The 25,408-nt window shown below is 67.2% G+C and carries 23 protein-coding genes and 1 riboswitch; of the genes, 11 read left to right on the forward strand and 12 right to left on the reverse strand.

What is annotated here, in order from left to right; translation table 11 throughout:
• Window position 1 precedes the first annotated feature (1 nt).
• A complete protein-coding gene (locus AB4879_RS17935) occupies window positions 2–1,180 on the reverse strand; it encodes an acyl-CoA dehydrogenase family protein (protein WP_115316768.1) in 1,179 nt (392 codons plus the stop codon).
• Window positions 1,181–1,273: 93 nt separating this feature from the next.
• Between AB4879_RS17935 and AB4879_RS17940 the strand changes: the two genes are divergently transcribed.
• Both AB4879_RS17940 and AB4879_RS17945 read left to right on the forward strand, forming a co-directional pair.
• Window positions 1,274–1,849, forward strand: coding sequence for a carboxymuconolactone decarboxylase family protein (locus AB4879_RS17940; protein ID WP_370508653.1), 576 nt, complete (start codon window positions 1,274–1,276; stop codon window positions 1,847–1,849).
• Between the two features lie 125 nt (window positions 1,850–1,974).
• Complete coding sequence (locus AB4879_RS17945) at window positions 1,975–3,714, forward strand: APC family permease (RefSeq protein ID WP_370508654.1); 1,740 nt, start codon at window positions 1,975–1,977, stop codon at window positions 3,712–3,714.
• Here AB4879_RS17945 and AB4879_RS17950 read toward each other — a convergent pair.
• The 7 genes from AB4879_RS17950 to AB4879_RS17980 form a co-directional block, all read right to left on the reverse strand.
• Window positions 3,711–4,391, reverse strand: a complete 681-nt coding sequence (locus tag AB4879_RS17950) for a YoaK family protein (protein WP_370508655.1) — start codon at window positions 4,389–4,391, stop codon at window positions 3,711–3,713. The genes AB4879_RS17945 and AB4879_RS17950 overlap by 4 nt on opposite strands.
• Window positions 4,388–5,920, reverse strand: a complete 1,533-nt coding sequence (locus tag AB4879_RS17955) for a gamma-glutamyltransferase family protein (protein WP_370508656.1) — start codon at window positions 5,918–5,920, stop codon at window positions 4,388–4,390. Before AB4879_RS17955 ends, AB4879_RS17950 begins: the two co-directional genes overlap by 4 nt.
• Window positions 5,921–5,965: 45 nt before the next feature.
• Window positions 5,966–6,733, reverse strand: a complete 768-nt coding sequence (locus tag AB4879_RS17960; RefSeq protein ID WP_370508657.1) for an amino acid ABC transporter ATP-binding protein — start codon at window positions 6,731–6,733, stop codon at window positions 5,966–5,968.
• 16 nt (window positions 6,734–6,749) lie between these two features.
• A complete protein-coding gene (locus AB4879_RS17965) occupies window positions 6,750–7,532 on the reverse strand; it encodes an amino acid ABC transporter permease (RefSeq protein WP_370508658.1) in 783 nt (260 codons plus the stop codon).
• 15 nt (window positions 7,533–7,547) lie between these two features.
• Window positions 7,548–8,411, reverse strand: a complete 864-nt coding sequence (locus tag AB4879_RS17970) for an ABC transporter substrate-binding protein (protein WP_370508659.1) — start codon at window positions 8,409–8,411, stop codon at window positions 7,548–7,550.
• A 132-nt stretch (window positions 8,412–8,543) separates the two neighbouring features.
• Window positions 8,544–9,218 (reverse strand): TetR/AcrR family transcriptional regulator, encoded by a 675-nt coding sequence (locus tag AB4879_RS17975; protein ID WP_370508660.1) that lies wholly within the window; start codon window positions 9,216–9,218, stop codon window positions 8,544–8,546.
• A 44-nt stretch (window positions 9,219–9,262) separates the two neighbouring features.
• Window positions 9,263–10,765: a gamma-aminobutyraldehyde dehydrogenase gene (locus tag AB4879_RS17980; protein ID WP_370508661.1), complete on the reverse strand. Its 1,503-nt coding sequence runs from the start codon at window positions 10,763–10,765 to the stop codon at window positions 9,263–9,265.
• A 206-nt stretch (window positions 10,766–10,971) separates the two neighbouring features.
• On the opposite strand from AB4879_RS17980, the gene AB4879_RS17985 reads away from it, so the two are divergent.
• From AB4879_RS17985 to AB4879_RS18000, 4 genes are all read left to right on the forward strand, one after another.
• Window positions 10,972–11,403, forward strand: a complete 432-nt coding sequence (locus AB4879_RS17985; RefSeq protein WP_102809728.1) for an Lrp/AsnC family transcriptional regulator — start codon at window positions 10,972–10,974, stop codon at window positions 11,401–11,403.
• The gene (locus AB4879_RS17990) at window positions 11,400–12,779 is read left to right on the forward strand and encodes an aspartate aminotransferase family protein (protein WP_083121588.1); all 1,380 of its coding nucleotides are present in this window, start codon (window positions 11,400–11,402) and stop codon (window positions 12,777–12,779) included. Before AB4879_RS17985 ends, AB4879_RS17990 begins: the two co-directional genes overlap by 4 nt.
• Window positions 12,776–13,774, forward strand: a complete 999-nt coding sequence (locus tag AB4879_RS17995) for an SMP-30/gluconolactonase/LRE family protein (RefSeq protein ID WP_370508662.1) — start codon at window positions 12,776–12,778, stop codon at window positions 13,772–13,774. Before AB4879_RS17990 ends, AB4879_RS17995 begins: the two co-directional genes overlap by 4 nt.
• Window positions 13,775–13,850: 76 nt before the next feature.
• On the forward strand, window positions 13,851–15,086 hold the full coding sequence (locus AB4879_RS18000) for a D-alanyl-D-alanine carboxypeptidase family protein (RefSeq protein ID WP_370508663.1): 1,236 nt from the start codon (window positions 13,851–13,853) through the stop codon (window positions 15,084–15,086).
• Window positions 15,087–15,178: 92 nt separating this feature from the next.
• On the opposite strand, the gene yhjD is transcribed toward AB4879_RS18000, so the two are convergent.
• Both yhjD and trpS read right to left on the reverse strand, forming a co-directional pair.
• Complete coding sequence (yhjD, locus tag AB4879_RS18005) at window positions 15,179–16,219, reverse strand: inner membrane protein YhjD (RefSeq protein ID WP_370508664.1); 1,041 nt, start codon at window positions 16,217–16,219, stop codon at window positions 15,179–15,181.
• A gap of 18 nt (window positions 16,220–16,237) precedes the next feature.
• Window positions 16,238–17,254, reverse strand: a complete 1,017-nt coding sequence (gene trpS, locus AB4879_RS18010; RefSeq protein WP_370508665.1) for a tryptophan--tRNA ligase — start codon at window positions 17,252–17,254, stop codon at window positions 16,238–16,240.
• Between the two features lie 62 nt (window positions 17,255–17,316).
• On the opposite strand from trpS, the gene AB4879_RS18015 reads away from it, so the two are divergent.
• The 3 genes from AB4879_RS18015 to AB4879_RS18025 all read left to right on the forward strand — a co-directional run bounded on the left by AB4879_RS18015 (window position 17,317) and on the right by AB4879_RS18025 (window position 19,720).
• Window positions 17,317–18,378: an esterase/lipase family protein gene (locus tag AB4879_RS18015; protein ID WP_370508666.1), complete on the forward strand. Its 1,062-nt coding sequence runs from the start codon at window positions 17,317–17,319 to the stop codon at window positions 18,376–18,378.
• Complete coding sequence (locus tag AB4879_RS18020; RefSeq protein ID WP_370508667.1) at window positions 18,378–19,403, forward strand: esterase/lipase family protein; 1,026 nt, start codon at window positions 18,378–18,380, stop codon at window positions 19,401–19,403. Before AB4879_RS18015 ends, AB4879_RS18020 begins: the two co-directional genes overlap by 1 nt.
• A gap of 86 nt (window positions 19,404–19,489) precedes the next feature.
• Window positions 19,490–19,720, forward strand: a complete 231-nt coding sequence (locus AB4879_RS18025; protein ID WP_370508668.1) for a hypothetical protein — start codon at window positions 19,490–19,492, stop codon at window positions 19,718–19,720.
• Window positions 19,721–19,782: 62 nt separating this feature from the next.
• Here AB4879_RS18025 and AB4879_RS18030 read toward each other — a convergent pair whose 3' ends face one another.
• A complete protein-coding gene (locus AB4879_RS18030) occupies window positions 19,783–20,586 on the reverse strand; it encodes an exodeoxyribonuclease III (RefSeq protein WP_370508669.1) in 804 nt (267 codons plus the stop codon).
• Between the two features lie 51 nt (window positions 20,587–20,637).
• Between AB4879_RS18030 and AB4879_RS18035 the strand changes: the two genes are divergently transcribed.
• Window positions 20,638–21,477 (forward strand): alpha/beta fold hydrolase, encoded by an 840-nt coding sequence (locus AB4879_RS18035; protein ID WP_370508670.1) that lies wholly within the window; start codon window positions 20,638–20,640, stop codon window positions 21,475–21,477.
• Window positions 21,478–21,483: 6 nt separating this feature from the next.
• Here the strand turns inward: AB4879_RS18035 and AB4879_RS18040 are convergent, their stop codons facing one another.
• Window positions 21,484–23,709, reverse strand: a complete 2,226-nt coding sequence (locus AB4879_RS18040; RefSeq protein ID WP_370508671.1) for an NADP-dependent isocitrate dehydrogenase — start codon at window positions 23,707–23,709, stop codon at window positions 21,484–21,486.
• A 176-nt stretch (window positions 23,710–23,885) separates the two neighbouring features.
• Window positions 23,886–24,005, forward strand: a riboswitch (SAM riboswitch).
• Window positions 24,006–24,049: 44 nt separating this feature from the next.
• Between AB4879_RS18040 and AB4879_RS18045 the strand changes: the two genes are divergently transcribed.
• Window positions 24,050–25,402, forward strand: coding sequence for a bifunctional o-acetylhomoserine/o-acetylserine sulfhydrylase (locus AB4879_RS18045; protein WP_370508672.1), 1,353 nt, complete (start codon window positions 24,050–24,052; stop codon window positions 25,400–25,402).
• Window positions 25,403–25,408: the final 6 nt, after the last annotated feature.

Below are 25,408 nucleotides of genomic sequence, written 5' to 3' on the forward strand. Positions count from 1 at the left end.
CTCACCGTCCGTAGGAGGGCATGCTGTTGCCGCGCTGGGCGATGACGTCGCGGAGCACCTCGTTGGTGCCGCCGCCGAAGCGCATAAGGGGCGCGAACCGGTACAGCTTCTCGAACCGCCCTCCGGCCGGCGCCTCCGAATTACGATGCGCCAGTAGACCTTCTGCACCAAGCAGGTCGATTCCGAGGTCGGCGATGCGCTGCCGCAACTCGCTGCTGAAGACCTTTTCGACGCTGACCTCCACGGTGGGGATCACCCCGCCGGCCAGCAACGACGACGCTTCGTAGCCCATCAGCCCGGCGACCTCGACGTCAGCCTCGGCCTGGGCCAGCCGGCGGCGGAAGCCGGGATTGTCGATCGGGACGGTGCCGTCGCGGCGCGGCATCCGCGCCAGCACCTGCAACTCGTCGAGTGCACGCCGCAGGTCCCCGGCGTTGGTGAGCGCACCGCGCTCCAGATCGAGGGCACCGGTGATGTAGGACCAGCCGCGGTTCTCCTCCCCGATCAGATTGGTCACCGGTACCCGCACGTCGTCGAAGAAGACCTCGTTGGTCCGGTAGCCGGACCACGCGATCAACGGACGGATCCGGACACCGGGGCTGTCCACCGGGACGACGATCACCGAGATCCCCCGGTGCCGCTGGGCCTGCGGGTCGGTGCGCACGCAGAGCCATTCGTGGGTGGATCGCTGCGCGCCGCTGTTCCAGATCTTGGATCCGTTGATCACCCATTCGTCGCCGTCGCGGACCGCCTTGGTCCGCAGCGAGGCCAGGTCGGTACCGGCATCGGGCTCGGAATACCCCAGCGCACAGGTCATCTCGCCGCGCGCGATCAGCGGGAGGAACTCACGCTTGTTCTGCTCGGTGCCGTGCCGCATGATCATCGGCGCGATCGAGGTGACAGTCAGATCCGGGCCCGGCGCACCCCAGTACTCGAACTCGGTCATCAGCAGATGCAGGTGCACGGGGCCCAGTCCGAGGCCGCCGTACTCCGCAGGCCAGTTCAGGCCGAACCAGCCCTTGGCGCCGAGCTTGCGGCGAAACGCCGCCACCTCGCCACCCGGGTGCTCCAGATTATGTTCGGCGATCTCGGCACGAAGGGCGTCAGTGACGTTCTCCCGCAGGAATTCCCGCACCTCCGCCAACCACGCGCGCTGTTCGGCGTCGAGGTCGAAATCCACAAGTCAGCACCCTAGCCGAATAGTTAGTCCGTCAACTCAATATTGCCCGGTATCGGGGTGTCACATTTCCGGTCCCGAAAGCATCTTGAGGACATGACCACAACACGACTGGAACCGCTCACCCCGGACAAGGCCCCCCTGCTGACCCGGCTGATGTACCGCTGGGCCAAGCGCCGCTTCGGCGAAGTCCCCGAACCGTTCGCCGTCTACGCCCACCACACCCGCCTGATGGTGGCCAACGCCGTCCACGAAGGGCTGCTGCAGAACGCCTCCACAACGCTGCCCGCCGACATCCGCGAACTCGCGGTGTTCTGGACGGCCCGCACCGTGGGCTGTTCGTGGTGTGTGGACTTCGGCCAGATGCTGATGCGCCTCGACGGGCTCGACCTCGAGCGGCTCTCCCACATCGACGACTACGCCACCTCAGGGCTCTACACCGACGATGAGCGGGCGGCGATCGCCTACGCCGATGCCATGACGAGGGACCCGCACACGATCACCGATGAGCAGGTCGACGATCTCCGTCGGCGGTTCGGCGCCGACGGGGTGATCGAGCTGACCTATCAGATCGGCGTCGAGAACATGCGCGCCCGGATGAACTCGGCGATGGGCATCACCGAGCAGGGCTTCGGGTCCGGCGACAGCTGCCGGGTGCCCTGGGCCACGTAAAGAAGAATCCACCGATTCCATTGCCCTGTTACCTCCAGGAAAACAATTCCGCAGAATCTCCGCACGCTGGCGACTGAAACCGTAGTCTCGTCTCGTTTCGTTCAGGCGTTTGAGCAGGAGATGCCATGAGTAAAGGTGAGCTCACCCTCGAGCCCGGCGGCCCGGCCCCGTCGACCGTCGAGAGCAAAGGCCTCAAGGGCGGTGCGCTGGGCTTGCTGTCCAGCATCGTCGTCGGGATGGCCTCGACGGCGCCGGCATATTCCCTGGCGGCGACGCTCGGGCTGATCGTGGCCAGCGGCGGAGCGCTGCTGGCCGGCGTCAAGGCCCCGGCGATCGTGCTGATCGCGTTCATCCCGATGTACATGATCGCGGTCGCCTACCAGGAGCTGAACAAGGCCGAACCGGACTGCGGGACCACGTTCACCTGGGCATCGCGGGCGTTCGGGCCGCTGATCGGCTGGCTCGGCGGCTGGGGCATCATCGCCGCCGACGTCATCGTGATGGCGAACCTCGCCCAGATCGCCGGCGCCTACTCGTTCACGTTCGTCGGCGACCTCGGCTGGCATTCGGCGGCCGATCTGGCGAACAGCACCCTGTGGTCGACGGTGGCCGGAGTCATCTGGATCATCGTGATGACCTACATCTGTTACCGCGGCATCGAGGTGTCGGCGCGAATCCAGTACGGCCTGCTCGGCATCGAGCTCGTGGTGCTGGTGGTGTTCTCCATCGTGGCGTTGGTCAAGGTGTACGCGGGCAAGGCGGAGGCCTACTCACTGCACCCGTCGCTCTCCTGGTTCTGGCCCGCCGGGCTGGACTTCGGGACCGTGATCGCCCCGGCCATCCTCACCGCGATCTTCATCTACTGGGGCTGGGACACCGCGGTGGCGTGCAACGAGGAGTCCGAGGACCCGGGCACCACGCCGGGGCGCGCCGCCGTCATCTCGACCTTCCTGCTGCTCGCGACGTACGCACTCGTCAGCGTCTCGGCCATCGCGTTCGCGGGCACCGGAACCGACGGCATCGGCCTGGGCAACCCAGACAACGCCGCGGACGCGTTCGCTGCGATCGGCCCGGACCTGTTCGGCGACAGCGTGCTCGGCCACATCGGCCTGCTGCTGCTGTCGGCGTCGATCCTGACCTCGGCGTCGGCGTCCACTCAGACGACGATCCTGCCCACCGCCCGGACCACGCTGTCGATGGGTGTCTACCGGGCGTTGCCGCAGTCGTTCGCCAAGATCCACCGCACCTACCTGACCCCCACCACCTCGACCCTCGTCATGGGTGCGGTGTCCATCGGGTTCTACGTGTTGTTCACGTTGATCAGCTCGAACCTGCTCTCGGCGCTGATCGGTTCGGTCGGCCTGATGATCGCCTTCTACTACGGCCTCACCGGTTTCGCCTGTGTGTGGTTCTACCGCAAGGACCTGACCGCCTCGGCGCGCGACTTCGTCATGCGCGGGGTGGTGCCGTTGCTCGGGGGCCTGATCCTGCTGGTGGTGTTCGCCTATGGGCTGATCCAGTACGCCAAGCCGGACTGGCTGACCGACGCCGACGGCAACAACGTCACGATCTTCGGGTTCGGCGCGGTCGCGGTCGTGGGTATCGGCGCGCTCGTGCTGGGAGTGATCCTGATGGTGGTCTGGTGGCTGATGTCACCCGACTTCTTCCGCGGCCGCACGCTGTCCCGGCGCTCCAGCGCCGATCTGGTGCTGACGCCGGCCACCGCCGTCGAGGCGCACTTCGGCCTGCCGGACTCCGGAGACATGCCGACGGTCATCTCCCCCGACCTGTCGAACCTCCCGCCGGGCGAGACCGCCCTCAACCCGGAGACCGGCGAGGAGTTCACCCGGGGGCCGCAGGCTTAGGGCAACTCCTTGCGCGGCCACATCCGGTGACCGGCGACGGCCACCGCGGCGGTGACGACGGCCGCCAGGTACACCGGGAAGCCGGCGTCGAGGCGTAACAACGAGGCACCGCAGAATGCGCCGGCGATGATCACCACGACAGCCCACAACCGTCGGTGCGTCAGCCACGTCAGCCCGGGGCCGAACAGCGTCTCGCTGGCATAGGCGGTGAGAGTGGACGTGACCACCACGGTGGTGACGTCGGCGACGGCCAGCATCCGCGCCGTCGCGGCCTGGGCGCCCATCAGCGTCGCCAGGGTGGCGGCGATGCCGACGCCGACCGCCGACTCGCCGTGAACCCGAACGAGTGTCAGCACCGTGGCCGCGGCGGCGAGCACCACCGCACTGGTGGCGAACACGGCGGTGACGACCGGCCGCCAGCCGCCGGGATGGCGTTGGAGCAGGCGACCCACCACCGCGGCACCGGCCACGTAGGCGCCCAGCGCCACCAGCGGTCCGGCGACGGGCAGTTCGTCCTCACCGGCCATGCCCATCCCGAGGATCACCACATTGCCGGTCATGTTGCCGGTGAACACCCGGTCCAGCGCGAGATACCCCACCGCGTCCAGCAGTCCGGTGACGAAGGTCAGCGCGAGCATCAGCCACAGCTGCAGATGCGTGCGGATCAGAGTGGTCACGGCTGCGGACGCGGGTAGTGCGCCACCACGGCGGCGCCGTCCGACCGCGGATCCGACGCGGCCGTCATCGAGCCGCCGGAATCGACGAAGACCACATTGGCCTGGCCGAGGGCTTCGGTGCGCGGCGGCACCTCGGTCGCGGTGAAGCCCGCCGCACGGATCGACGCCTGCGCGGCCGGATCGAGGTCGGCCTCGACGGTCACGCTGTCCGGGCCGCCGCCGCACTGGGTGCCGACGATGGCGCGGGGCGCGGCAACCGCGTCGACCGCCGTGGCGCCGCCCACTGCCCGCAGCAGGATCTGGCCGAGGATCTGCGGCTGACCCTGCCCGCCCATGGTCGACAACACGTGTGCGATCCGGCCCTGCCGCATCGTCATCGCCGGCATCAGCGTGTGCGCCGGGCGCTTTCGCGGCGCGATCACGTTCGGCGATGCCGGGTCCAGGCTGAATCCGCAGCCGCGATTGTGGAACAGCACACCGGTGACCGGGTCGATCAGTCCGGACCCGAACGCGTGATAGACGCTCTGGATCAGTGACACCGCGTATCCCTCGCCGTCGGCGACGGCGATACCCACGGTGTCCCCGCGGGGCACGCCCGGCGGCCGGCTCACCGGTACGGTGCCGTCCAACATCACGTCGACGTCGACGGTGGCGTGCCGCGGGTCGGCGAGTTGACTGTCGCGAATCCCGTTGCCGCGGTGGAAGGCGTGCAGCAACTGCCCCATGCCGTCGCCGACCGGGTCGGCCAGGCCGCCGGCGTGCACCATACCGAGCGCATGCAGCAGCAGGAAACCCTGGCTGTTGGGCGGGCTCGTCAGCACGGTCAGGTCACCGAACTCAGCCCGCAACGGCTCGACGACCTCAACCTGGAAGTCGGCGAAATCCGCTTCGGTCAAACAGGATTGGTGGGTGCGCAAGTAACCGACGGACCGTTGCGCGAGACCCCCGCTGTAGAACTCGTCGGGCCCGTCAGAGCGCAAGGTCGCCAACGTGTCGGCCAGCGCCGGCTGCCGGAACAGCTCACCGACCCGCATCGGCGCACCGTGCGGGCGGAACACCCGGTCGAAGTCGACGGTGCCGATCAGATCGCGGTTCTCGGGATCGTCGAGGTGGCTGGCCAACGACGCGGGTACCGGCACACCGTCGCGGGCGGCCGTCTCGGCGGCGCACAGCGTCGAACTCCACGAAACGCGGGAACCCAAGCGGCGCATCGCCTCCCACCCTCGCACCCCGCCCGGCACGGTCACCGCAGCGGCACCACGCGCGGGCAGCCAGTCCCCGTGCTCGGCGCGAAGGGCCTCGGCATCCACCGTGGTACCGGCCCACCCGGAGGCGTTGAGGCAGTTCACTGTGCCATCCGGGGTCCGGACCAGAGCGAACAGGTCGCCGCCGAGCGCGACGTTGTGGGGGTACACAACGGTCAGCACAGCGGCGGCGGCGATCGCGGCGTCGATGGCGGTGCCACCGCCACGCAGGATCGCGATCCCGGCATCGGTGGCCAGGGCGTGCGGGGTAGCCAGTGCTGCCACTACTGGCTGCCCGCCAAGGGCGGCGGACACGAGAGATTGACTCCTTCAGCGGATGGTGGAAAGAAACGCCTTGGTGCGGTCATGCTGCGGGTCGGCGAACAGACGCTCCGGTGGCGCGTCCTCGATGACCCGACCACCGTCCATGACGACGATACGGTCAGCGGCGTCCCTGGCGAACCGCATCTCGTGTGTGACGACCACCATGGTCATGTGCTCGTCGGCCAGCTCACGCATCACCGCCAGGACCTCGCCGACCATCTCGACGTCCAAAGCACTGGTGGGTTCGTCGAACAGCATGACCTTGGGCCGCATGGCCAGCGCGCGGGCGATCGCCACCCGCTGTTGCTGTCCTCCGGACAGTTGGCTGGGACGGGCATCGGCCTTGTCCGCCAAGCCCACTCGGCTCAACACCGCGATGGCGTCGCGACGCGCCTCGTCCTTGGCCACCCCGAGCACGCGTACCGGACCATTCCAGACGTTTTCGGCGGCCGTCATGTGCGGGAACAGGTTGAAGTGCTGGAAGACGAACCCGATCTCGCGCCGGCGGCGCGCCAGCTCGCTGATGCTCACCTTCTTGGTGCCGCCGGAGTCGCGATGGCCGATCGGCGTCCCGCCGATCAGGATCCGGCCGCTGTCGACGGTCTCCAGGTGATTGAGCGATCGCAGCAGGGTGGTCTTGCCCGCTCCGGAAGGGCCGATGAGGACGACGACCTCACCCCGCATGACATCCAGTGAGACGTTGTCGAGAACTCTGCGGCCACCGAGGGTTCGCGAGACGTTCTGCACCGAGACGATCGGAAGTTGTTCTGCCACTTGGTTCACATGGACCTCACAACTGGGCTTCGGCGGGCGCGGGGCTGCGGCGGGCACCGAGGAGCCGCTGGGTGATGCGCACGTGCTGGTTGATGCCGAGCTGACGAGCCAGCCTGTTCTCGATCTCGGCTTGGATGACCGTCCATATCGTGGTCAGCGCAAGGTAGTACAGCGCGGCGACGATGAAGATCTCGAAGGTGTGGAAGGTTGCCGAGCTGATGGATTGCGTCACAAGGAACATCTCACTGACACCGATCACCGACAGCACCGAGGTGGTCTTCATCATGCCGTTGAAGGAGTTGCCCATCGGCGGAACCATGACGCGCAGCGACTGCGGGACGATGATCCAGCGCATCACCTTGGCGGGCTTCATCCCCAGGGACTCCGCGGCCTCGAACTGACCCTTGGGCACCGAATCCAAGCCTGCGCGGATGATTTCGGCGATGTAGGCGCTCTCGTTGATCGTCAGTCCGACGATAGCCGCCTGGATCGCCGCCTTGACCGACATCCCGAACAGGGACGCGTCGTGAAATTGGTAGAGGCCGACCGCCGCCAGACCGGTGTAGATGATGACCAACTGCACCAGTAGCGGAGTTCCGCGGACTGCCCAGATGTACAGGCTTGCGCACCAACGCAACACCGCGAACCGGGACCGGCGCAGCAGCGCTAAGACCAGGCCGACGAGGGTGGCCAGCACCATCGCCACCGCGGAGATGACGATGGTGAGAACCAGGCCGTTGAGGAAACGCTCACTGGGAGTGAACAGCGATTTCCAGAAGAACTGCCAATCGAAGTGCACGCCGCCGGTCTCCCGTCACTTCTGGATGTCGAGATCGGTCTGGCCCCAGTCGGCCAGGATCTTGGCGTACGTGCCGTTGGCCTCGAGTTCGCCGAGTGCCTTGGCGATCGCATCGTGCAGCGCGGCATCGCCTTTCAGCGTGGCGGCACCGATCTTGATGGTTCCGAACGGCTTTCCGGCGAGTTGGATCTGGGCACCGGTCTTGGTCGAGTAGTACCCCAACGTCTCGGCGGTGTCGAGGTACGCGTCGACCTGACCGTTCTGAACTTGTTGCAACGCAACGTCTGCGTGACTGTTGCGGGTGATGTCGATCTCCGGCTTGCCCGCGGCCGTGCACTTTCCGGACTGGTCGACCACCTGCTCCTCGGCGGTGGTGGCGATCGCCACGATGACCTTCTTGCCACACAGGCTGTCATCCATGCCGGTGATCGCCGCGGGATGCTCCTTGGACACCGCAATCCCGGTGCCCGAGTACGCATATGGCACGAAGTCGACGACCTTCTCGCGCTCCGGCTTGATGTAGAGCTGGGCCATGATCACGTCGCACTGCTTGGCCTGGAGCGTCGGGATCAGCGCGGTGAACGCTGATTCCACGAAGTCCGGCTTGAGGCCCAGCTGGCCGGCCAGCGCCTTGGCGAGGTCGACTTCGCTGCCGACCAGCGCACCGTTTTCGTCATGGTAAACACTCGGCGGGGTGCCGTCATTGGCGGCGCACACCTGGAGGGTGCCGGCCTGCAGGATCGCCGGCGGTGCGACTGAGGCCGGGCGGGTCGGCCCGGCGGCGTCCGTGGAATCCGACGAGCACCCGGTCAGTGCCGCGGCCAGGGCCGCGCCGAGCGCGATGGCGGCGCGAGTACGGGTCGAGAAGGGTGCAGGCACGGGAGCCTCCGAAATATCTGGTGGGACCTGACAGTTCGACCAGCCGTTGTCGATAGCCCGCCAGCAGCGGGGTCTATCGAACGATAGGGGACTATCGACTGATAGGCAACAGATAGCGAGCAGCCGTGTTGGCTAGCCCCGCCCGCGCGGAATGGCAGCCAGTCGTGCCGTGGTGGCGGCCTGCAGATCAGCAAGAATCCCGTGGTCGACCAGCAGGGCCCGCAGCACGAAGTCGGCGGCTTCAAGCGGGCGGCGCCCGCGGACCTGCCCGCCGGGTCCCCCTTGTTCGCGCAGCGTCTCGAACAGCACGCCGTTCATCGCGCGCTGGACGAACCCGGGCTCGAAGGCCACGAACTCCCCCGCCTCGCAGCCCCCGGTGACCACCCGCTCGACCAAGTCATGGAACACCGCGATACCGGCGCGCTCGTCTGCGAGCTCGGCAAGGCCCAGCACGGCGTCCTGGTAGAGCCCGCGCGAATCGAACGGTTGATCCAGCGACTGGCGCACGTCGCAGGCGATGGTCAGGTGCAGTTTCGCCGCCCAGCTGACGTCCTCGGCCAGGTACTGGCGGATCCGTGCCACCGACGGTCCGAGGTCCAGTTCCACCAGTGACTGGTAGATCGCGTGCTTGGCCTCGAAGTGGTGAAACAGCGAGGGCTGCCGGATCTGCACGGCGTCGGCGATGTCACGGGTCGACGTACCGAAGAACCCGCGCTGGGCGAACAGGCTGGCCGCGGCCAGCAGGATGCGACCTCTGGTCGACGTCCAATCCACCTCGGGAGGCTGCCAGTCGGGCCCGTACTTCACCGCCAGATTGTGTCACCACCGCCGAGGCGGCCGGAACCGGCCGCTTACCGCTTCTTGAAAATCGTCCGGTGCCAATCCTTTTCGGCGACACCGGTGATGTCACTCATCACGTGCTTGATGGTCAGGTATTCCTCGAAGGAGTAGTCGCTCATGTCCTTGCCGAACCCGGACGCGCCGACCCCGCCGTGTGGCATCTCGCTGATGATCGGGATGTGGTCGTTGATCCACACGCAGCCGGCGTTGATCTCGCGCGAGGCACGCTGGGCGCGGTAGACGTCGCGGGTCCACGCCGAGGCGGCCAGCCCGTAGTCGGTGTCGTTGGCCTGGCGCAGCGCGTCGTCGTCGCCGTCGTGGGTGCGTACGGTCAGCACCGGACCGAAGATCTCGTCGCGATAGACCTCGCAGGTTTCGGCGACGTCGGCGATCAGCGTCGGCAGGTAGAACGACCCGGGCCGGTCCGGGGCCGCACCGCCGGTGACGACGCGACCGCCCTCGCCCGGCGCCCGGGCCACCATCGCCGCGACCTTGTCGCGGTGGGTGGCCGAGATCAGCGGACCCAGGTCGGTGTCGGGATCCTGCGGATCGCCGACGACCATCTTGCCCATGAGCTCGGCCACCCCGGCCACGAAGTCGTCGTAGAGGTCGCGGGCCACGATGGCACGGGTCGCCGCTGTGCAGTCCTGCCCGGAGTTGATCAGCGAGCCGGCCACTGCGCCGTTGATCGCGGCATCCAGATCGGCGTCGTCGAACACCACGAACGGCGCCTTGCCGCCGAGTTCCAGTTGGGTGCGGTGGCCATACGCCGCCGCGGCCGCCATCACCCGCCGCCCCACCGCGGTCGAGCCGGTGAACGTCACGACGTCGACATCGCGGTGGCCGGCCAGGGCCGAGCCGACGTCCGCCCCGGCGCCGGTGATGACGTTGAGCACGCCGTCGGGCAGGCCGGCCTCGGTGGCCAGCCGGGCCAGCGTGAGAGTGGTCAGCGGGGTCAGCTCGGCGGGCTTGATGACCACCGAACAGCCGGCGGCCAACGCGGGCAGCACCTTCCACACCGCCATCTGCAGCGGGTAGTTCCACGGCGTGATCGTCGCGACCACCCCGACCGCCTCGCGCCGGATGGACGATGTGTGGTCGCCGCTGTACTCCCCGGTGGCCTTGCCTTCCAGGTGGCGGGCGGCCCCGGCGAAGAACGCGATGTTGTCGATGCTGCCTGGCACGTCGAACTCGGTGGCCAGCCGCACCGGTTTGCCGGTTTGACTGACCTCTTCGGCGGCGATCTCCGCGGAGTGGGCGTCGACGAGTTCGGCCAGCTTGGCCAATACTGTGGCACGCTCGACGGGGGTGGCCCGCGACCAGCCGCCGAGAGCGGCGCGGGCGGCGGCCACCGCGGTGTCGACGTCGGCGGGCTGGGCCAGCGCCAGCTCCGCGACGACGCTGCCGTCGGCCGGGTTGATGACCTGGTGGAGGCTACCGCCGGTCACCAGCGGGGCACCATCGATCCAGCTACCGGGCACAATTCGGGTCTTGTCAGAGGTGAGTGCGGTCACCGCCCCACGGTAACCGACCCGCTCAGCAACTGCTACGCATTCCCACAGTACGGGTGGGCTATCGCCACCAATTTCATCGATCTTGTTGCCTTAAACAACTGATTCCGTGCACAATCATGAGCATGCGTGACTCGGGTGTACCGGCCACTCGGTTTCCCGTCCGGGCCATCGGGGCGGGTGGAAACGGGCCCGTCCAGTTGGACGAGATGTCCAAGGCCATTATCGAGAAACTGCAGCAGGACGGCCGGCGTTCCTACGCCGCGATAGGCAAGTCCGTCGGGCTGTCGGAGGCGGCGGTGCGCCAGCGAGTGCAGCGCCTGGTCGACTCCGGGGTGATGCAGATCGTGGCGGTGACCGATCCTCTCCAGCTGGGATTCAGCAGGCAGGCGATGATCGGCATCCGCTGCACAGGAGATACCACCAAGGTCGCCGAGAAGCTCGCACAGATCGACGCCGTCGATTACGTCGTGCTCACCGCGGGCACCTTCGACGCGATCGCCGAGGTCGTGTGCGAGGACGACGCCGAGCTGCTGGAGCTGCTCAACACCGAGATCCGCGCCGTGCCCGGGGTGACCTCGACCGAAACCTTGGTTTATCTCAAACTCGTTAAACAACAATACAATTGGGGAACACGATGAGTACCACCACGCTCGATCTCACGGCGGAGCTGTCGGCCAAGGCCGACCGCCACCTGTGGGGCCACTTCGCCCGGCACGGTGCGGGGCTGACGCCGCCGATCATCAGCCGCGGCGAAGGCGTGTACATCTACGACAGCCACGGCAAGCGATACTTCGACGGCCTCTCAGGTCTTTTCGTCGTCCAGGCCGGACACGGCCGCAAGGAGCTTGCCGAGGCCGCCGCCAAGCAGGCCGAGACCCTCGAGTTCTTCCCGCTGTGGTCCTACGCAACCCCGCCGGCGATCGAATTGGCCGACCGGCTGGCGAATTACGCTCCCGGTGACCTGAATCGGGTGTTCTTCACCACCGGCGGCGGTGAAGCGGTCGAGAGCGCCTGGAAACTGGCCAAGCAGTACTTCAAGCTGACCGGCAAGCCCGGCAAGTACAAGGTGATCTCGCGGGCCATCGCCTACCACGGCACCCCGCAGGGTGCGCTGGCCATCACCGGCCTGCCCGACTTCAAGAAGCCGTTCGAACCGCTGACGCCCGGCGGTTTCCGGGTGCCCAACACCAACTTCTACCGGGCGCCCGCCCCCTACGACACCGACATCAAGGCGTGGGGGCAGTACTGCGCCGACCGCATCGCCGAGGCCATCGAGTTCGAGGGCCCCGAAACGGTGTGTGCGGTCTTCCTGGAGCCGGTGCAGAATGCCGGCGGTTGCTTCCCGCCGCCGCCGGGATACTTCGAACGGGTCCGCGAGATCTGCGACGAGTACGACGTGCTGCTGGTGTCCGACGAGGTGATCTGCGCGTTCGGCCGGATCGGTTCGATGTTCGCCTGCGAGGACATCGGCTACCAGCCCGACATGATCACCTGCGCCAAGGGCATGACCTCGGGTTACTCGCCGATCGGCGCGATGATCGCCAGCGACCGGCTGTTCGAACCGTTCAGCGACGGCAAGACGGTGTTCGGCCACGGCTACACCTTCGGCGGGCACCCGGTGTCCTCGGCGGTGGCGCTGGCCAACCTCGACATCTTCGAGCGCGAGGGCATCAACGATCACGTCAAGACCAACGCCCCGATCTTCCGGGCCACGTTGGAGAAGCTGCTCGAACTGCCGATCGTCGGCGACGTGCGCGGTGAAGGATTCTTCTACGGCATCGAGCTGGTGAAGGACAAGACCACCCGGGAGACCTTCAACGACGACGAGAGCGAGCGGCTGCTGCGCGGCTTCCTGTCCTCGGCGCTGTTTGAGGCCGGCCTGTACTGCCGCGCCGACGACCGTGGCGACCCAGTCGTACAGCTGGCGCCGCCGCTGATCAGCGGGCCCAAGGAATTCGACGAGATCTACGACATCTTGCACCGGGTGCTCAGCGAGGCCAGCCGCCTGCTGTGACCGGGGCCGCCAAGCCGACGATCGATCCGGTCCGGTGGCAGCCGCCGCCGGTGGACGCCCTGCCCGAGTTCGGGCCTGCCGAGCTGACGATCGTCGGACTGCCCGGCGAGCAACCCGAGGACATCGTCGTCGACGCGGACGGCTCGCTGTGGACCGGACTGGTCGACGGCCGAGTCGTCCGCATCGGTGCTGACGGTGGCATCGCCGTGATCGGGCGGACCACGGGCCGCCCGCTGGGGATGACGGTCGCCCGTGATGGCCGACTGCTGATCTGCACCAGCCCGGGTGGCCTGGTGGCGATGGATCGCAGCACCGGTGCCGTCGAGGTGCTGGTGGAGTCGGTGGCCGGCAGGGCGCTGCAATTCTGCTCGAATGTCGTCGAATTGCCGGACGGCACAATCTATTTCACCGAGTCGACGGCGAAGTTCAGCTTCCAGCACTTCAAGGGCGCGATCTTCGAGGCGCGCGGCGACGGCGGACTGTTCCGCCTCGACCCGGACGGCACGGTCAGCACGGTGCTCGAGCACCTCTACTTCGCCAACGGGCTGACGCCGACCGTCGACGGAACGGCACTGGTATTCGCCGAAACCCAGGGCCGCCGGCTGTCGAAGTACTGGCTGGCCGGGCCGAACGCGGGCACCGTGACACCGTTGGCGGTGCACCTGCCCGCGATGCCGGACAACTTGTCGACCGGGTCCGACGGCCGGATCTGGTGTGCGATGGTCTCGGCCCGCAACACCACCGCGGACTTCCTCGCCGCCCGCTCGCCGCGACTGCGCAGTCTGCTGTGGAAGCTGCCCGACAATCTGCAGCCCCAAATCACCCCGACGGTGTGGGCGGTGGCGTTCGATCCGGACAGCGGGGCGGCAGTCGCCGGCCTGCAGATGACCCATCCGGAGTTCGGTCTGGTCACCGGTCTGGTGGAGCGCGGGGACCGGCTGTGGCTGGCCACGATCGGACATTCCGCCGTCGCGCACTGCGCCCTACCGAGCTAACAATTGCATCAATAACCACATCAGTCACAGCGCGGCTCCCCGGTTTCCGGGCTCCAATCCCCTACTCTGCGAACCGATGGCGAGCTCGAAGATCTTCACGCGGGGTGCTGCCGCGGTGGCTGCGGCGCTGTGCGTCGTCGGCACCTCGGCGACCGCGTGGGCCGACCCGGACCCCAACACCTGCCCCTACCGGGTGACCACCCCGCCGGCCGTCGACTCCTCGGAGGTGCCGGAGGCGGGCGACCCGCCGCAGCCATTGCCCGTTCCGGCCAAGCCGGTGGGCGGTGACGCGCTGGCGGGCTGCGGCGTGATCGTCGCGGCGGGTACACCGCCGGTCCCCGACGACATCTCGGCCGAATCGTGGGTGGTGGCCGACCTCGACACCGGCGACATCATCGCCGCGCGCGATCCCCATGCCCGGCACCGCCCCGCCAGCATCATCAAGGTGCTGATCGCGATGCAGTCCATGAACGAACTGCCGCTGAACAAGATGGTCGAGGGCACCCAGGACGACGCCAACGCCGAGGGCACCAGGGTCGGCGTGGACGAGGGCGGCAAGTACACCGTCAACGATCTGCTGCACGGCCTGCTGATGCACTCGGGCAACGACGCCGCGCATGCGCTGGCCATGCAGGTCGGCGGCTGGGACACCGCGCTGCAGAAGATCAATACCCTGGCCCGCAAGCTCGGCGGTCAGGACACCCGCGCGGCGACGCCGTCCGGTCTGGACGGGCCGGGCATGAGCACGTCGGCCTACGACATCGGGCTGTTCTACCGCTACGCCTGGGCGAACCCGACGTTCGCGAACATCGTCGCCACCGAGAAGTACAACTTCCCCGGCCATCCCGCCAAGCCGGGTGAGGACGGCGATCATCCGGGCTATGAGCTGGAGAACGACAACCAGCTGCTCTACAACTACCCGGGTGCGCTCGGCGGCAAGACGGGCTACACCGACGACGCCGGGCAGACGTTCGTGGGCGCCGCCAACCGTGACGGCCGCCGGCTGGTGGCGGTGCTGATGCGCGGCACCCGCCAGCCGATCCCGCCGTGGCAACAGGCCGCGCACCTGCTCGACTACGGCTTCGCCACCCCGCCCGGAACCCGGATCGGGAACCTGATCGACCCGGATCCGTCGCTGCTGCCGCCCAAGCCGGATGAGGCCACGGCCGTGAAAGCCAGTGGCACCCAGCTGCTTCCCGAGGCCGACGCGGTGCCGGTGCGGGTGGGCGTCGGGGTGGTCGGCACGCTGGTGGTGTTCTCGCTGATCATGATGGCGCGCGCCATCAACCGCCGACCCGTGCGCGGCCGGTAGAGCCTCCAACTCACCGAGATTGACGCTAGCGAGGTGCTTACTCGCACTGTCGCGCGCTCACGTCGATCTCGGTGAGGTACGAACACGTGGGTTCAGTCTCGCGATGACTGCCGGCCTTTACCGAACAGCCGCGAAACACCCAGTGCACCAACCGCACCCACCGCGACCGCGGCGACCGTCTGCCGGGTGCTCAGACCCTCGTCCGGGCCCACCCGCGGCGAGATGACGGCCGGCCCGGGTGCCGGAACCGGGTCGGGGCGCAGGTTGTCCTTCGACGTCGCCGCCCACGCGGTGGCGAACAGCACCAGCCGCGCGGTGATGTAGGCGAACACCATCAGACCCAGCACCGGCCCGAACGTCGCACCGGCCGGACCGTGCACCACCGACCGCAGGTAGATCGAACCGACCAGTTTGAAAAGCTCGAATGCGACGGCGGCCATCAGGCCGGCGCGCAGGCTGCTGCGGAAGCTCACCGACTCGCGCGGCAACCGGGCGATCATCCAGCTGAACAGCATCCACGACACCGCCCACGACATCACCAGCGAGACGACACGCAGCACGCCGCCGAGGCCGGCCAGGTGTGGCACACCGATCCACTCCAGCACGTTCGTCATGACCGACGGATCCGTCAGCGCGGTCAACGCGACGGTCACGACGATCGCGACGAAGACCGACAGCAGGACCGTCAGATCGGACAGCTTCGTGCGCAGGAAGTTCTGATTCTCGACCCGCTGATCCCACATCTGGCTCAGCGCCTCACGCAGATTCCCGATCCAGCCCAGCCCCGCCCACGCCGCGGTGGCCAGGCCGATCACCCCCACCGACGTACGGGACTGGATCGCCGAATCGACCAGCCCGATCAGCTGCTGACCAAAATCACCGGAAACTGTTGTCCTGATCCGGTTTTCGATGTCGGCCAGCAGATGCGGCCGGCTGGCCAACACGAAGCCGCCCGCCGCGAATCCGACCATCAGCAGCGGGAACAGCGCGAAGATCGTGAAGTAGGTGATGCCCGCGGCGTAGAAGTCGCCTTTGACCTTCTGATAGCGCGTCCCCGCACGGATCGTGTGGTCGATCCAGTGATAGCGGGCCCGCAGCCGGTCGAGGCGACCCGGTTCGGCCGGTTCTGACATGCCCAGCCCCTCGTATGTCTACGAACTTGTCGGCAGAAACCCTAACCGGTCGTATACCCGTCCGATGGTCTTCGCAGACACCTCGCGGGCCCGGTCGGCTCCCTTGGCCAGGATCGCCTGCAGTTCGGCCGGATCGGCGAGGAGTTCGTGGACGCGCTGCTGCAGCGGGGTGACATAGGAGACGACGGCGTCGGCGGTGTCCTTTTTCAGGTCGCCGTAGCCGCGACCTTCGTATCCGGCCACCAACGTGTCGATGTCGGTGCCGGTGACCGCCGACTGGATCGACAGCAGGTTGGACACGCCGGGCTTGGCGTCGACGTCGTAGCGGATCTCCCGCTCGCTGTCGGTGACGGCCGAGCGGATCTTCTTCGCCGTCACCTTCGGGTCGTCGAGCAGGCTGATCAGGCCGGCCTCGGTGGCCGCGGACTTGCTCATCTTGGCGGTCGGTTCTTGCAGGTCGTAGATCTTGGCGGTGGCCTTGGCGATCATCGGTTCCGGGATGACGAAGGTGTCGGGGAAGCGCACGTTGAACCGCTGGGCGACGTCACGGGCCAGCTCCAGGTGCTGGCGCTGATCCTCACCGACCGGCACCAGGTCGGTGTCGTAGAGCAGCACGTCGGCGGCCATCAGCACCGGATAGGTGAACAGACCCACCGTCGTCGCCTCCGCGCCCTGCTTCTGCGACTTGTCCTTGAACTGCGTCATCCGCGAGGCCTGGCCGAACCCGGTGAAGCAGCCCAGCGCCCAGGCCAGCTCGGTATGGGCGGGCACGTGACTCTGGACGAAGATCGTCGCGCGATCCGGGTCGATTCCGAGCGCCAGGTATTGGGCGGCGGTCACCAACGTGCGGTGGCGCAGCGTGGCGGGATCCTGCGGCACGGTGATCGCATGCAGGTCCACCACGCAGAAGAACGCGTCGTAATCGTCCTGCAGCCCGACCCATTGCCTGATCGCTCCGAGGGCATTGCCCAGGTGCAGCGAGTCTGACGTCGGCTGGACGCCGGAGAAAACGACACGACGAGATGAGCTGTTCATGGTACGTCAATCCTGTCACGAGGCCCCGCCACGACGACCGAGTGGCATTAGCATCCTGCTTCGTGGGAGGAAGACTGGCGCTGGCCGCCATCGTGACGATGATCTGTGCGCTGGCCGGGTGCGGCAGCGACGCGGGTGACGAGAAGCGCCCGGCGTCGACGGCAGTGGTGATCGTGTCGGGCGGGGATGCGACGACGCCGTTCACCGGCCCGGAGCAGGCCTGCAAGACCGGGCTGGCCGCCGGCAACACCGACACCGAGCTGCGGGAGTACCTGCTCGGCAAGGGGTACACCGTGTACACCTCCCCCGCGATGGCGGGCCGCGGCCAGGTGGTCGACCAGACCGGGTTCGGTCCATTCGGGGTCTGCCCGGTCACCTTGCCGGAGAACATGACCGTCGACTCGACGGGCAGCATCGACACCGCAGGCGAACACCTGGCCCGATTCCTCAACTGGTTGCACACCGACAAGGGCGTCAACGAGGTCGACTTCGTCGGTCATTCGATGGGCGGGCTGTACTCGCGCGCCGCCATCCGGGTGTTGGCGTCGACGAACTCACCGCTGAAGGTGCGGTCGCTGACCACCATCGGCACGCCGTGGCAGGGCTCCTATCTGTCGGATTTCGCCAACGGGCTTGTCCCGCTCAGTGATTGCAAGACCGACACGTTCTGCGAGACCTCGATGAAGGGCATGTCCGACGAGGTGAAGCGGCTGATGGCCGGCTCGGGCCGCGAAGTCAACCAGGCGTTCCTGATGGGTAAGAACGGCTGGAACGAATACCAATCCGGGGTGCTGGACAAGATCCCGGTGGTGCTGATCGGCGGCAAGAAGTTCACCGCCCCAAAAACCAGCAGCGCCGGCCCGGTCAATCCGGCGGTGTGGCCCAATGACGGCATCGTGGCGCTACAGAGTGCGCTGGCAAAAGACATCGGCGACCCGGTACTGCCGCACCGCCAGTGTTCGACCTTCGACGACACCCACAGCATTTTCGTCTCCAATCTTGCTGGGCTGGAACAGAAGACGGCGCTGACGTGGGACCCGCAGGTACTCGAGGTCGTGCGCAAGGCCATCGACGACGCACCCAAGGCGCTTGCTCGCCCCAACCGGGAAGGCTGCCCGACCTAGTGCGCCGCATCCTGGCGCTGGCGGCGGCGGTGCTGCTGGCGGGTTGCTCGCACGGCGACACCGGTACCCGCCCGCCGGCTCAGGCGGTGGTCCTGGTCTCCGGCCTGGCCGGCACCGCCCCCTACACCGCGCCGGACGCCGCGTGTGCGATCGGCCTGCCGGCCGGCACCGACCACACGTCGTTGCGCGAACACCTTCTGGGGAAGGGATATTCGGTGTTCACCGCGCCAGCGATGGCCGGCTCCGGCCAGGTGCACGACACGACCGGATACGGGGCATTCGCCTCCTGCCCGGCGCCGCTGCCCGCGTCGATGACCCTCGACAGCACCGGCGGCATCGACCTCGCCGGCGAACACCTGGCCCGCTTCATCGACTGGCTGCACACCGACAAGCACATCGACGAGGTGGATCTGGTGGGCCATTCGATGGGTGGACTGTTCGCCAGGGCGGCGATCCGCACCCTGGCCGCCGAGCAGTCAGCGGTGCGGGTTCGATCGTTGACGACGATCGGAACACCCTGGGAGGGCTCCTATCTGGCGAACTTTGCCGAGGGAACCGTCAAGATCAGCGACTGCCTCGGTGACCAGTTCTGCGAGAGCCAGATGAAGGGCTATGCCAGAGATATTGCGGCCGTTCACGTTTCCGGGTCAGCGCGCGAACTCGGGCAGTCATATCTGACGGGTCCCAAGGGCTGGAACCGCTTTCAAGCGGGCGTCCTGGACGCGGTGCCCGTCACATTGATCGGCGGCAATCGGTTCGACCACGCCGGGGGCACCCCGGCGGTATGGCCGAATGACGGGGTGGTGGAGTTGCGGAGCGCTCTGGGCCGCGACATCGACGCCGCCGTGTTGCCCCACCGGCGGTGCCGCATCGTCGACGACACCCACAGCGACTACGTGTCGATGATCGCCCGACTGCCCCGCGACACCGCGCTGACCTGGGACCCGCGCGTGCTCGACGCGGTGACCGAGGCGATCGCCGGCGCGGCAACGGCACTCGACGGCCCCGACCGACAAGGCTGCTGACCCCGGACGTGTCCCCCGATCGGTGGACACGAAAACGGGCTGGTCAGCGGATCGACTGAGATGTGGTGAGCGCGAATGATTGAGTCATGACCACGAACCGCTTCAAGACCCTGATCGCAGCCCCCGCCCTCGCCGCCGCCGTCATCGGTGGTGCCGCCCTCACATTCGCCGGCCCGGCCAGCGCGTCGACCAGCTTGAACAGCTCCTCGCCGTACGCCGATGACTCGACCACCGGCAACTTCTACGCCCCGACCACCTATGCGACCCCGGCCACGACATACGTCCCGTGGGGCGCCTGGATCAACGGAAACTACTAGACCAGCAAGACAATGGGCCGGTCGCCTCCTCCCCCCGAGGCGACCGGCCCATTTTTGTCGGCTCAGCCGAACTCGACGGTCACCGGTGCGTGATCCGACCAGCGCAGCGCGTAGGCGGCGGGCTTCTCGACCCGCGCCGACACCGTGCGCGCCGCCAGGCTCGCACTGGCCAGGTGGTAGTCGATGCGCCAGCCCGCGTCGTTGTCGAACGCCTTACCGCGCCACGACCACCAGCTGTACGGTCCGGCGACATCGGGGTTGAGCCGGCGCATCACGTCGACCCAGCCGGAGTCCATCAGGTCGGTCAGCCACTGCCGCTCGCCGGGCAGAAAGCCGGCCTTCTTGACGTTGGCCTTCCAGGCCTTGATGTCGTTCTCGGTGTGGGCGATGTTCCAGTCGCCGCAGATCACCGCGTCGCGCCCGTCGGCGGTCAGCTCCGCCATCCGCTTGGCCAGCGCGGCCATGAACCGTTCCTTCTCCAGCTGGCGGTCCGTGCCGGCCTCGCCGGTGTGCACGTACACGCTGGCGACTGTCTCGCCGCCGGCCAGATCCGCCTCGACGTAGCGGCCGTGTAGCTCGAATTCGGTTGCCGCCAAGCCGATCCGGACCGCGGCGAACGGGGTGCGGGACAGGATCGCCACCCCGCTGCGACCCTTGAGATGCGGGCTGGCCGAGGCCAGATGCCAGCCGTCGGCCACCGCCGGTGCCAGTGCCTCGGCGATCTGCTCGTCGTCGGAGCGGGTCTCCTGCAGGCACACCACGTCGGACGCGGTCTGCGACAGCCAGGCCAGCAGGCCGAGGTTCTCGGCCGAACGCTGGCGGACAGCGGCGCGGACGCCGTTGACATTGATGGTGGTCACGATCACGAGAGAAAACCTATCTTGCGGTACCGGCGGTATCACCTTTACGGTCTGGTTGTGGCGACCCGCGAATCAATCCATCTAGGTGCCGGCGAACCGATCCTGCTTCTGCACCCGTTCATGATGTCCTCCTACGTCTGGTCCGACGTTGCGCCCCGGCTGGCAGACACCGGCCGCTTCGAGGTGTTCGCACCGTCGATGGCCGGCCACAACGGTGGCCCGCGCAGCCGATCGCTGATCCTGGATTCCGCGACCCTGGCCGACCACGTCGAGCGCCAGCTCGACGAGATGGGCTGGGACACCGCCCACGTCGTCGGCAACTCGCTGGGCGGCTGGGTGGCATTCGAACTTGAGCGACGCGGCCGGGCCAGGACGCTGACCGGGATCGCCCCGGCCGGCGGCTGGCACCGCTGGTCACCGGTGAAGTACGAGATCGTCGGCAAGTTCGTCGCCGGCCTGCCGGTGTGGCTGACCGCCCGGCTACTCGGCGAGCGCGCGCTGCGCCTACCCGGCGTCAAAGCCGCCGCCACGGTGCCGATCAGCGCCACCCCGCGGGGGGTCACCGAGGTGCAGCTGCAGGAGATCCTCGATGACGTCACCCACTGTCCGGCCTACTACCAGCTGCTGATCAAGGCGTTGCTGATGCCGGGACTGATGGAGCTGACCGAACTGTCGGTCCCGACGCACCTGGTGGTCTGCGAGCGTGACCGGGTGCTGCCCCATCCCCGGTTCACCAAGCACTTCCACAAGAACATCCCGGAGATCACGAAGGTGACCCACCTCGACGGCGTCGGGCACATCCCGATGTTCGAGGCGCCGGATCGCGTCACGAACCTGATCACCGAGTGGGTCGACGCCCACGTTCCCCCGGTGCGGCAGCCTGGCTCCGCCAGTTAGCCGGGGCTAGCTGAGCGCGGAGTTGAAGGTCTTGGAAGGCCGCATCACCGAGGCGGTCTTCTCGCGGTCCGGGTAGTAGTAGCCGCCGATATCGACGGCCTGCCCCTGCACCTCGGCCAGTTCAGCGATGATGGCGTCCTCGTTCTCGGCGAGGGTCTTGGCGAGCGGCGCGAAATGCTCGGCCAGTTCCTTGTCCTCGTTCTGCTCGGCAAGTGCCTGCGCCCAGTACAGCGCGAGGTAGAACTGGCTACCGCGGTTGTCCAGCTCGCCTGCCTTGCGCGACGGATTCTTGTTGGCGTCCAACAACTCTCCGACCGCGGTGTCCAGCGTGGTCGCCAGCACCTTGGCCTTGGCGTTGCCGAACTTGTTGCCCAGATCCTCGAGGCTGGCGCCGATCGCCAGGAACTCGCCGAGCGAATCCCAGCGCAGGTGGTTCTCCTCCACCAGCTGGCTGACGTGCTTGGGAGCCGACCCACCGGCACCGGTCTCGTACAGCCCGCCGCCGGCCATCAACGGCACGATCGACAGCATCTTGGCGCTGGTGCCCAGCTCCAGGATCGGAAACAGGTCGGTGAGGTAGTCACGCAGGATGTTGCCCGTCGCGGCGATGGTGTCCTGGCCGCGGATCACCCGCTCGAGGGTGTACCGCATGGCCCACACCTGCGGCAGGATCGTGATGTCGAGGCCCTCGGTGTCCTCTTCGGCGAGGTAGGCCTTCACCTTCTTGCGCAGCTCGTTCTCGTGCGGACGTTCGTCATCGAGCCAGAACACCGTGGTCATGCCGGACAGCCTGGCCCGGTTGACGGCCAGCTTGACCCAGTCGCGGATAGGCGCGTCCTTGACGATCGGCATCCGCCAGATGTCGCCCTCTTCGACGTCCCAGGACAGCAGCACCTCGCCGGTGTCGACGTCGACGATGTCGGCGACGCCGTCGACCGGGATCTCGAAGGTCTTGTCGTGGCTGCCGTACTCCTCGGCCTTCTGCGCCATCAGACCGACGTTGGGAACGGTGCCCATCGTGGTCGGATCGAACTGGCCGTGGGTCTTACAGAAGTTGATCATCTCCTGGTACATCCGGGAGAACGTCGACTCCGGGTTGACGGCCTTGGTGTCCTTGGTGCGGCCGTCGGCGCCGTACATCTTGCCGCCGAGCCGGATCATCGCGGGCATCGAGGCGTCGACGATCACGTCGGACGGCGAGTGGAAGTTCGAGATGCCCTTGGCCGAGTCGACCATCGCCAGCTCCGGGCGGTGCTCGTGGCACTTGTGCAGGTCTTCGATGATCTCCTCGCGCTGCGAGGCCGGCAGCGATTCGATCTTGTCGTAGAGGTCGGAGAGCCCGTTGTTGACGTTGACGCCGAGCTCGTCGAACAGCTTGCCGTGCTTGGCGAAAGCGTCCTTGTAGAAGACCTTCACCGCGTGGCCGAACACGATCGGGTGCGAAACCTTCATCATGGTGGCCTTGACGTGCAGCGAGAACATCACGCCCGTCTTGTAGGCGTCCTCGATCTCCTTCTCGTAGAACTCGATCAGCGCCTTCTTGCTCATGAACATGCTGTCGATGACGTCGCCGTTGTCGAGCTTGACCTCGGGCTTGAGCACGATCGGGTCACCGGTCTTGGGCGTCAACACCATCTTCACGGTGCGGTCTTTGTCCAGCGTCATCGACTTCTCACCGTGGTAGAAGTCACCGGTCTTCATGGTCGCCACGTGGGTGCGGGAGGCCTGCGACCACTGGCCCATGCTGTGCGGGTGCTTCTTGGCGTATTCCTTGACCGCCTTGGGTGCACGACGGTCTGAGTTACCTTCGCGCAGAACCGGATTCACTGCGCTGCCGAGGATCTTGCCGTAGCGCTGGCGGATCTCTTTTTCCTCGTCGGTCTTCGGATCGCCCGGAAAGTCGGGAAGGTCGTAGCCCTTGGACTTGAGTTCCTTGATGGCGGCGATCAGCTGCGGTACCGAGGCGCTGATGTTGGGCAGCTTGATGATGTTGGCGCTCGGGTCCTGGGTCAGCTCGCCGAGTTCGGCCAGGTTGTCGGGCACCTTCTGCTCGTCGGTCAGCCGGTCGCTGAACTCGGCGAGGATGCGCGCGGCCACCGAGATGTCGCTGGTCTTGACGTCGATGCCGGCTGCCTCGACGAACGTGCGCAACACCGGCAGGAACGCATACGTCGCCAGCAGCGGCGCCTCATCAGTCAGCGTGTAGATGATGGTCGGGTTCTCGGCGCTCATTGCTGTTGTCTCCCGGGCGGTCAGTCAGGTGCGTTGGCGGCTATCAGTATCGCGTCGCTTCTGAACCTACGTGACCGCCGTCGTCGTATCTGTTGAGAGGTCTGCGTCACAGTCGTACCCGACGGCGCCGATATCCCGCTGGCCTCACGTTACGAAGGTCCGCTATGCTTTGACTCGGTCATGAGCGCCAGCGTCAAGCCCCGGCTCGCTGGCCGGCAACCCTCCAACCGCGGTGGGGTGCTCCGGGTGAAGACCAGGTTGAGCAGCTGCAGGTAGCTGCACGGCAAGCGCGGGTCCGCTCAGAACGGGCCCCCAGAACAGATGGAGGTTCGTTTTTCATATGAGCACGTCAGATATCGAGGATCCGACCGCGTCGTGGTCCTTCGAGACCAAGCAGATCCACGCCGGCCAAACCCCCGACGCCGTGACGCACGCCCGGGCACTGCCGATCTACGCCACCACGTCGTACACCTTCGACAACACCGACCACGCCGCCGCGCTGTTCGGGCTGGCCGAGCCGGGCAACATCTACACCCGGATCATGAATCCGACCCAGGACACCGTCGAGCAGCGCATCGCCGCCCTCGAAGGTGGCGTGGCCGCGCTGTTCCTGTCCTCCGGGCAGGCGGCGGAGACGTTCGCGATCCTGAACATCGCCGAAGCCGGCGATCACATCGTGTCCAGCCCGCGGTTGTACGGCGGCACCTACAACCTGCTGCACTACACGCTGCCGAAGTTGGGCATCGAAACCACGTTCGTGACCGACCCCGACGACCCGGAGTCGTGGCAGGCGGCGGTCCGGCCGAACACCAAGGCCTTCTTCGGCGAGACGATCTCCAACCCACAAATCGATGTGCTCGACATTCCGGCGGTGTCGAAGGTGGCGCACGACAACGGGGTTCCGCTGATCGTCGACAACACCATCGCCACGCCCTACCTCATTCAGCCGATCGCCCACGGCGCCGACATCGTCGTGCACTCGGCGACCAAGTACCTCGGCGGCCACGGCACGGCCATCGCCGGGGTGATCGTCGACAGCGGCAAGTTCGACTGGACCGCAAGCGGTAAGTTCCCCGGCTTCACCACTCCGGATCCCAGCTATCACGGCGTGGTGTTCGCCGAACTCGGCCCGCCCGCCTACGCACTCAAGGCGCGCGTTCAGCTGCTGCGTGACCTCGGCTCGGCGGGGTCACCGTTCAACGCCTTCCTGATCGCGCAGGGCCTGGAGACGCTCAGCCTGCGGATCGAACGCCACGTGTCCAACGCACTGAAGGTGGCCGAATACCTGGCCGGGCACTCCGACGTGGTGTCGGTCAACTACGCCGGCCTGCCGACCTCACCGTGGTACGAGCGCGCAAAGAAGTTGGCACCCAAGGGGACCGGCGCGGTGCTGGCCTTCGAGCTGGCCGGCGGCGTCGAGGCCGGAAAGGCGTTCGTCAACGCACTCACGCTGCACAGCCACGTCGCCAACATCGGCGATGTGCGTTCCCTGGTGATCCACCCGGCGTCGACCACTCACCAGCAGCTGTCCGCCGAGGAGCAGTTGGCCACCGGCGTCACCCCGGGTCTGGTCCGACTTGCCGTCGGCCTCGAGGGCATCGACGACATCCTGGCCGACCTGGAGCGCGGCTTCGCCGCCGCCAAGTCCGTGTCGGCGGATGCCTCGGACCCGCGGGCCGTGGCGGCCCATTGAGTGAGC

It is taken from the genome of Mycobacterium sp. SA01 (assembly GCF_041287105.1).
In the GTDB taxonomy this organism is placed as follows: Bacteria; Actinomycetota; Actinomycetes; order Mycobacteriales; family Mycobacteriaceae; genus Mycobacterium.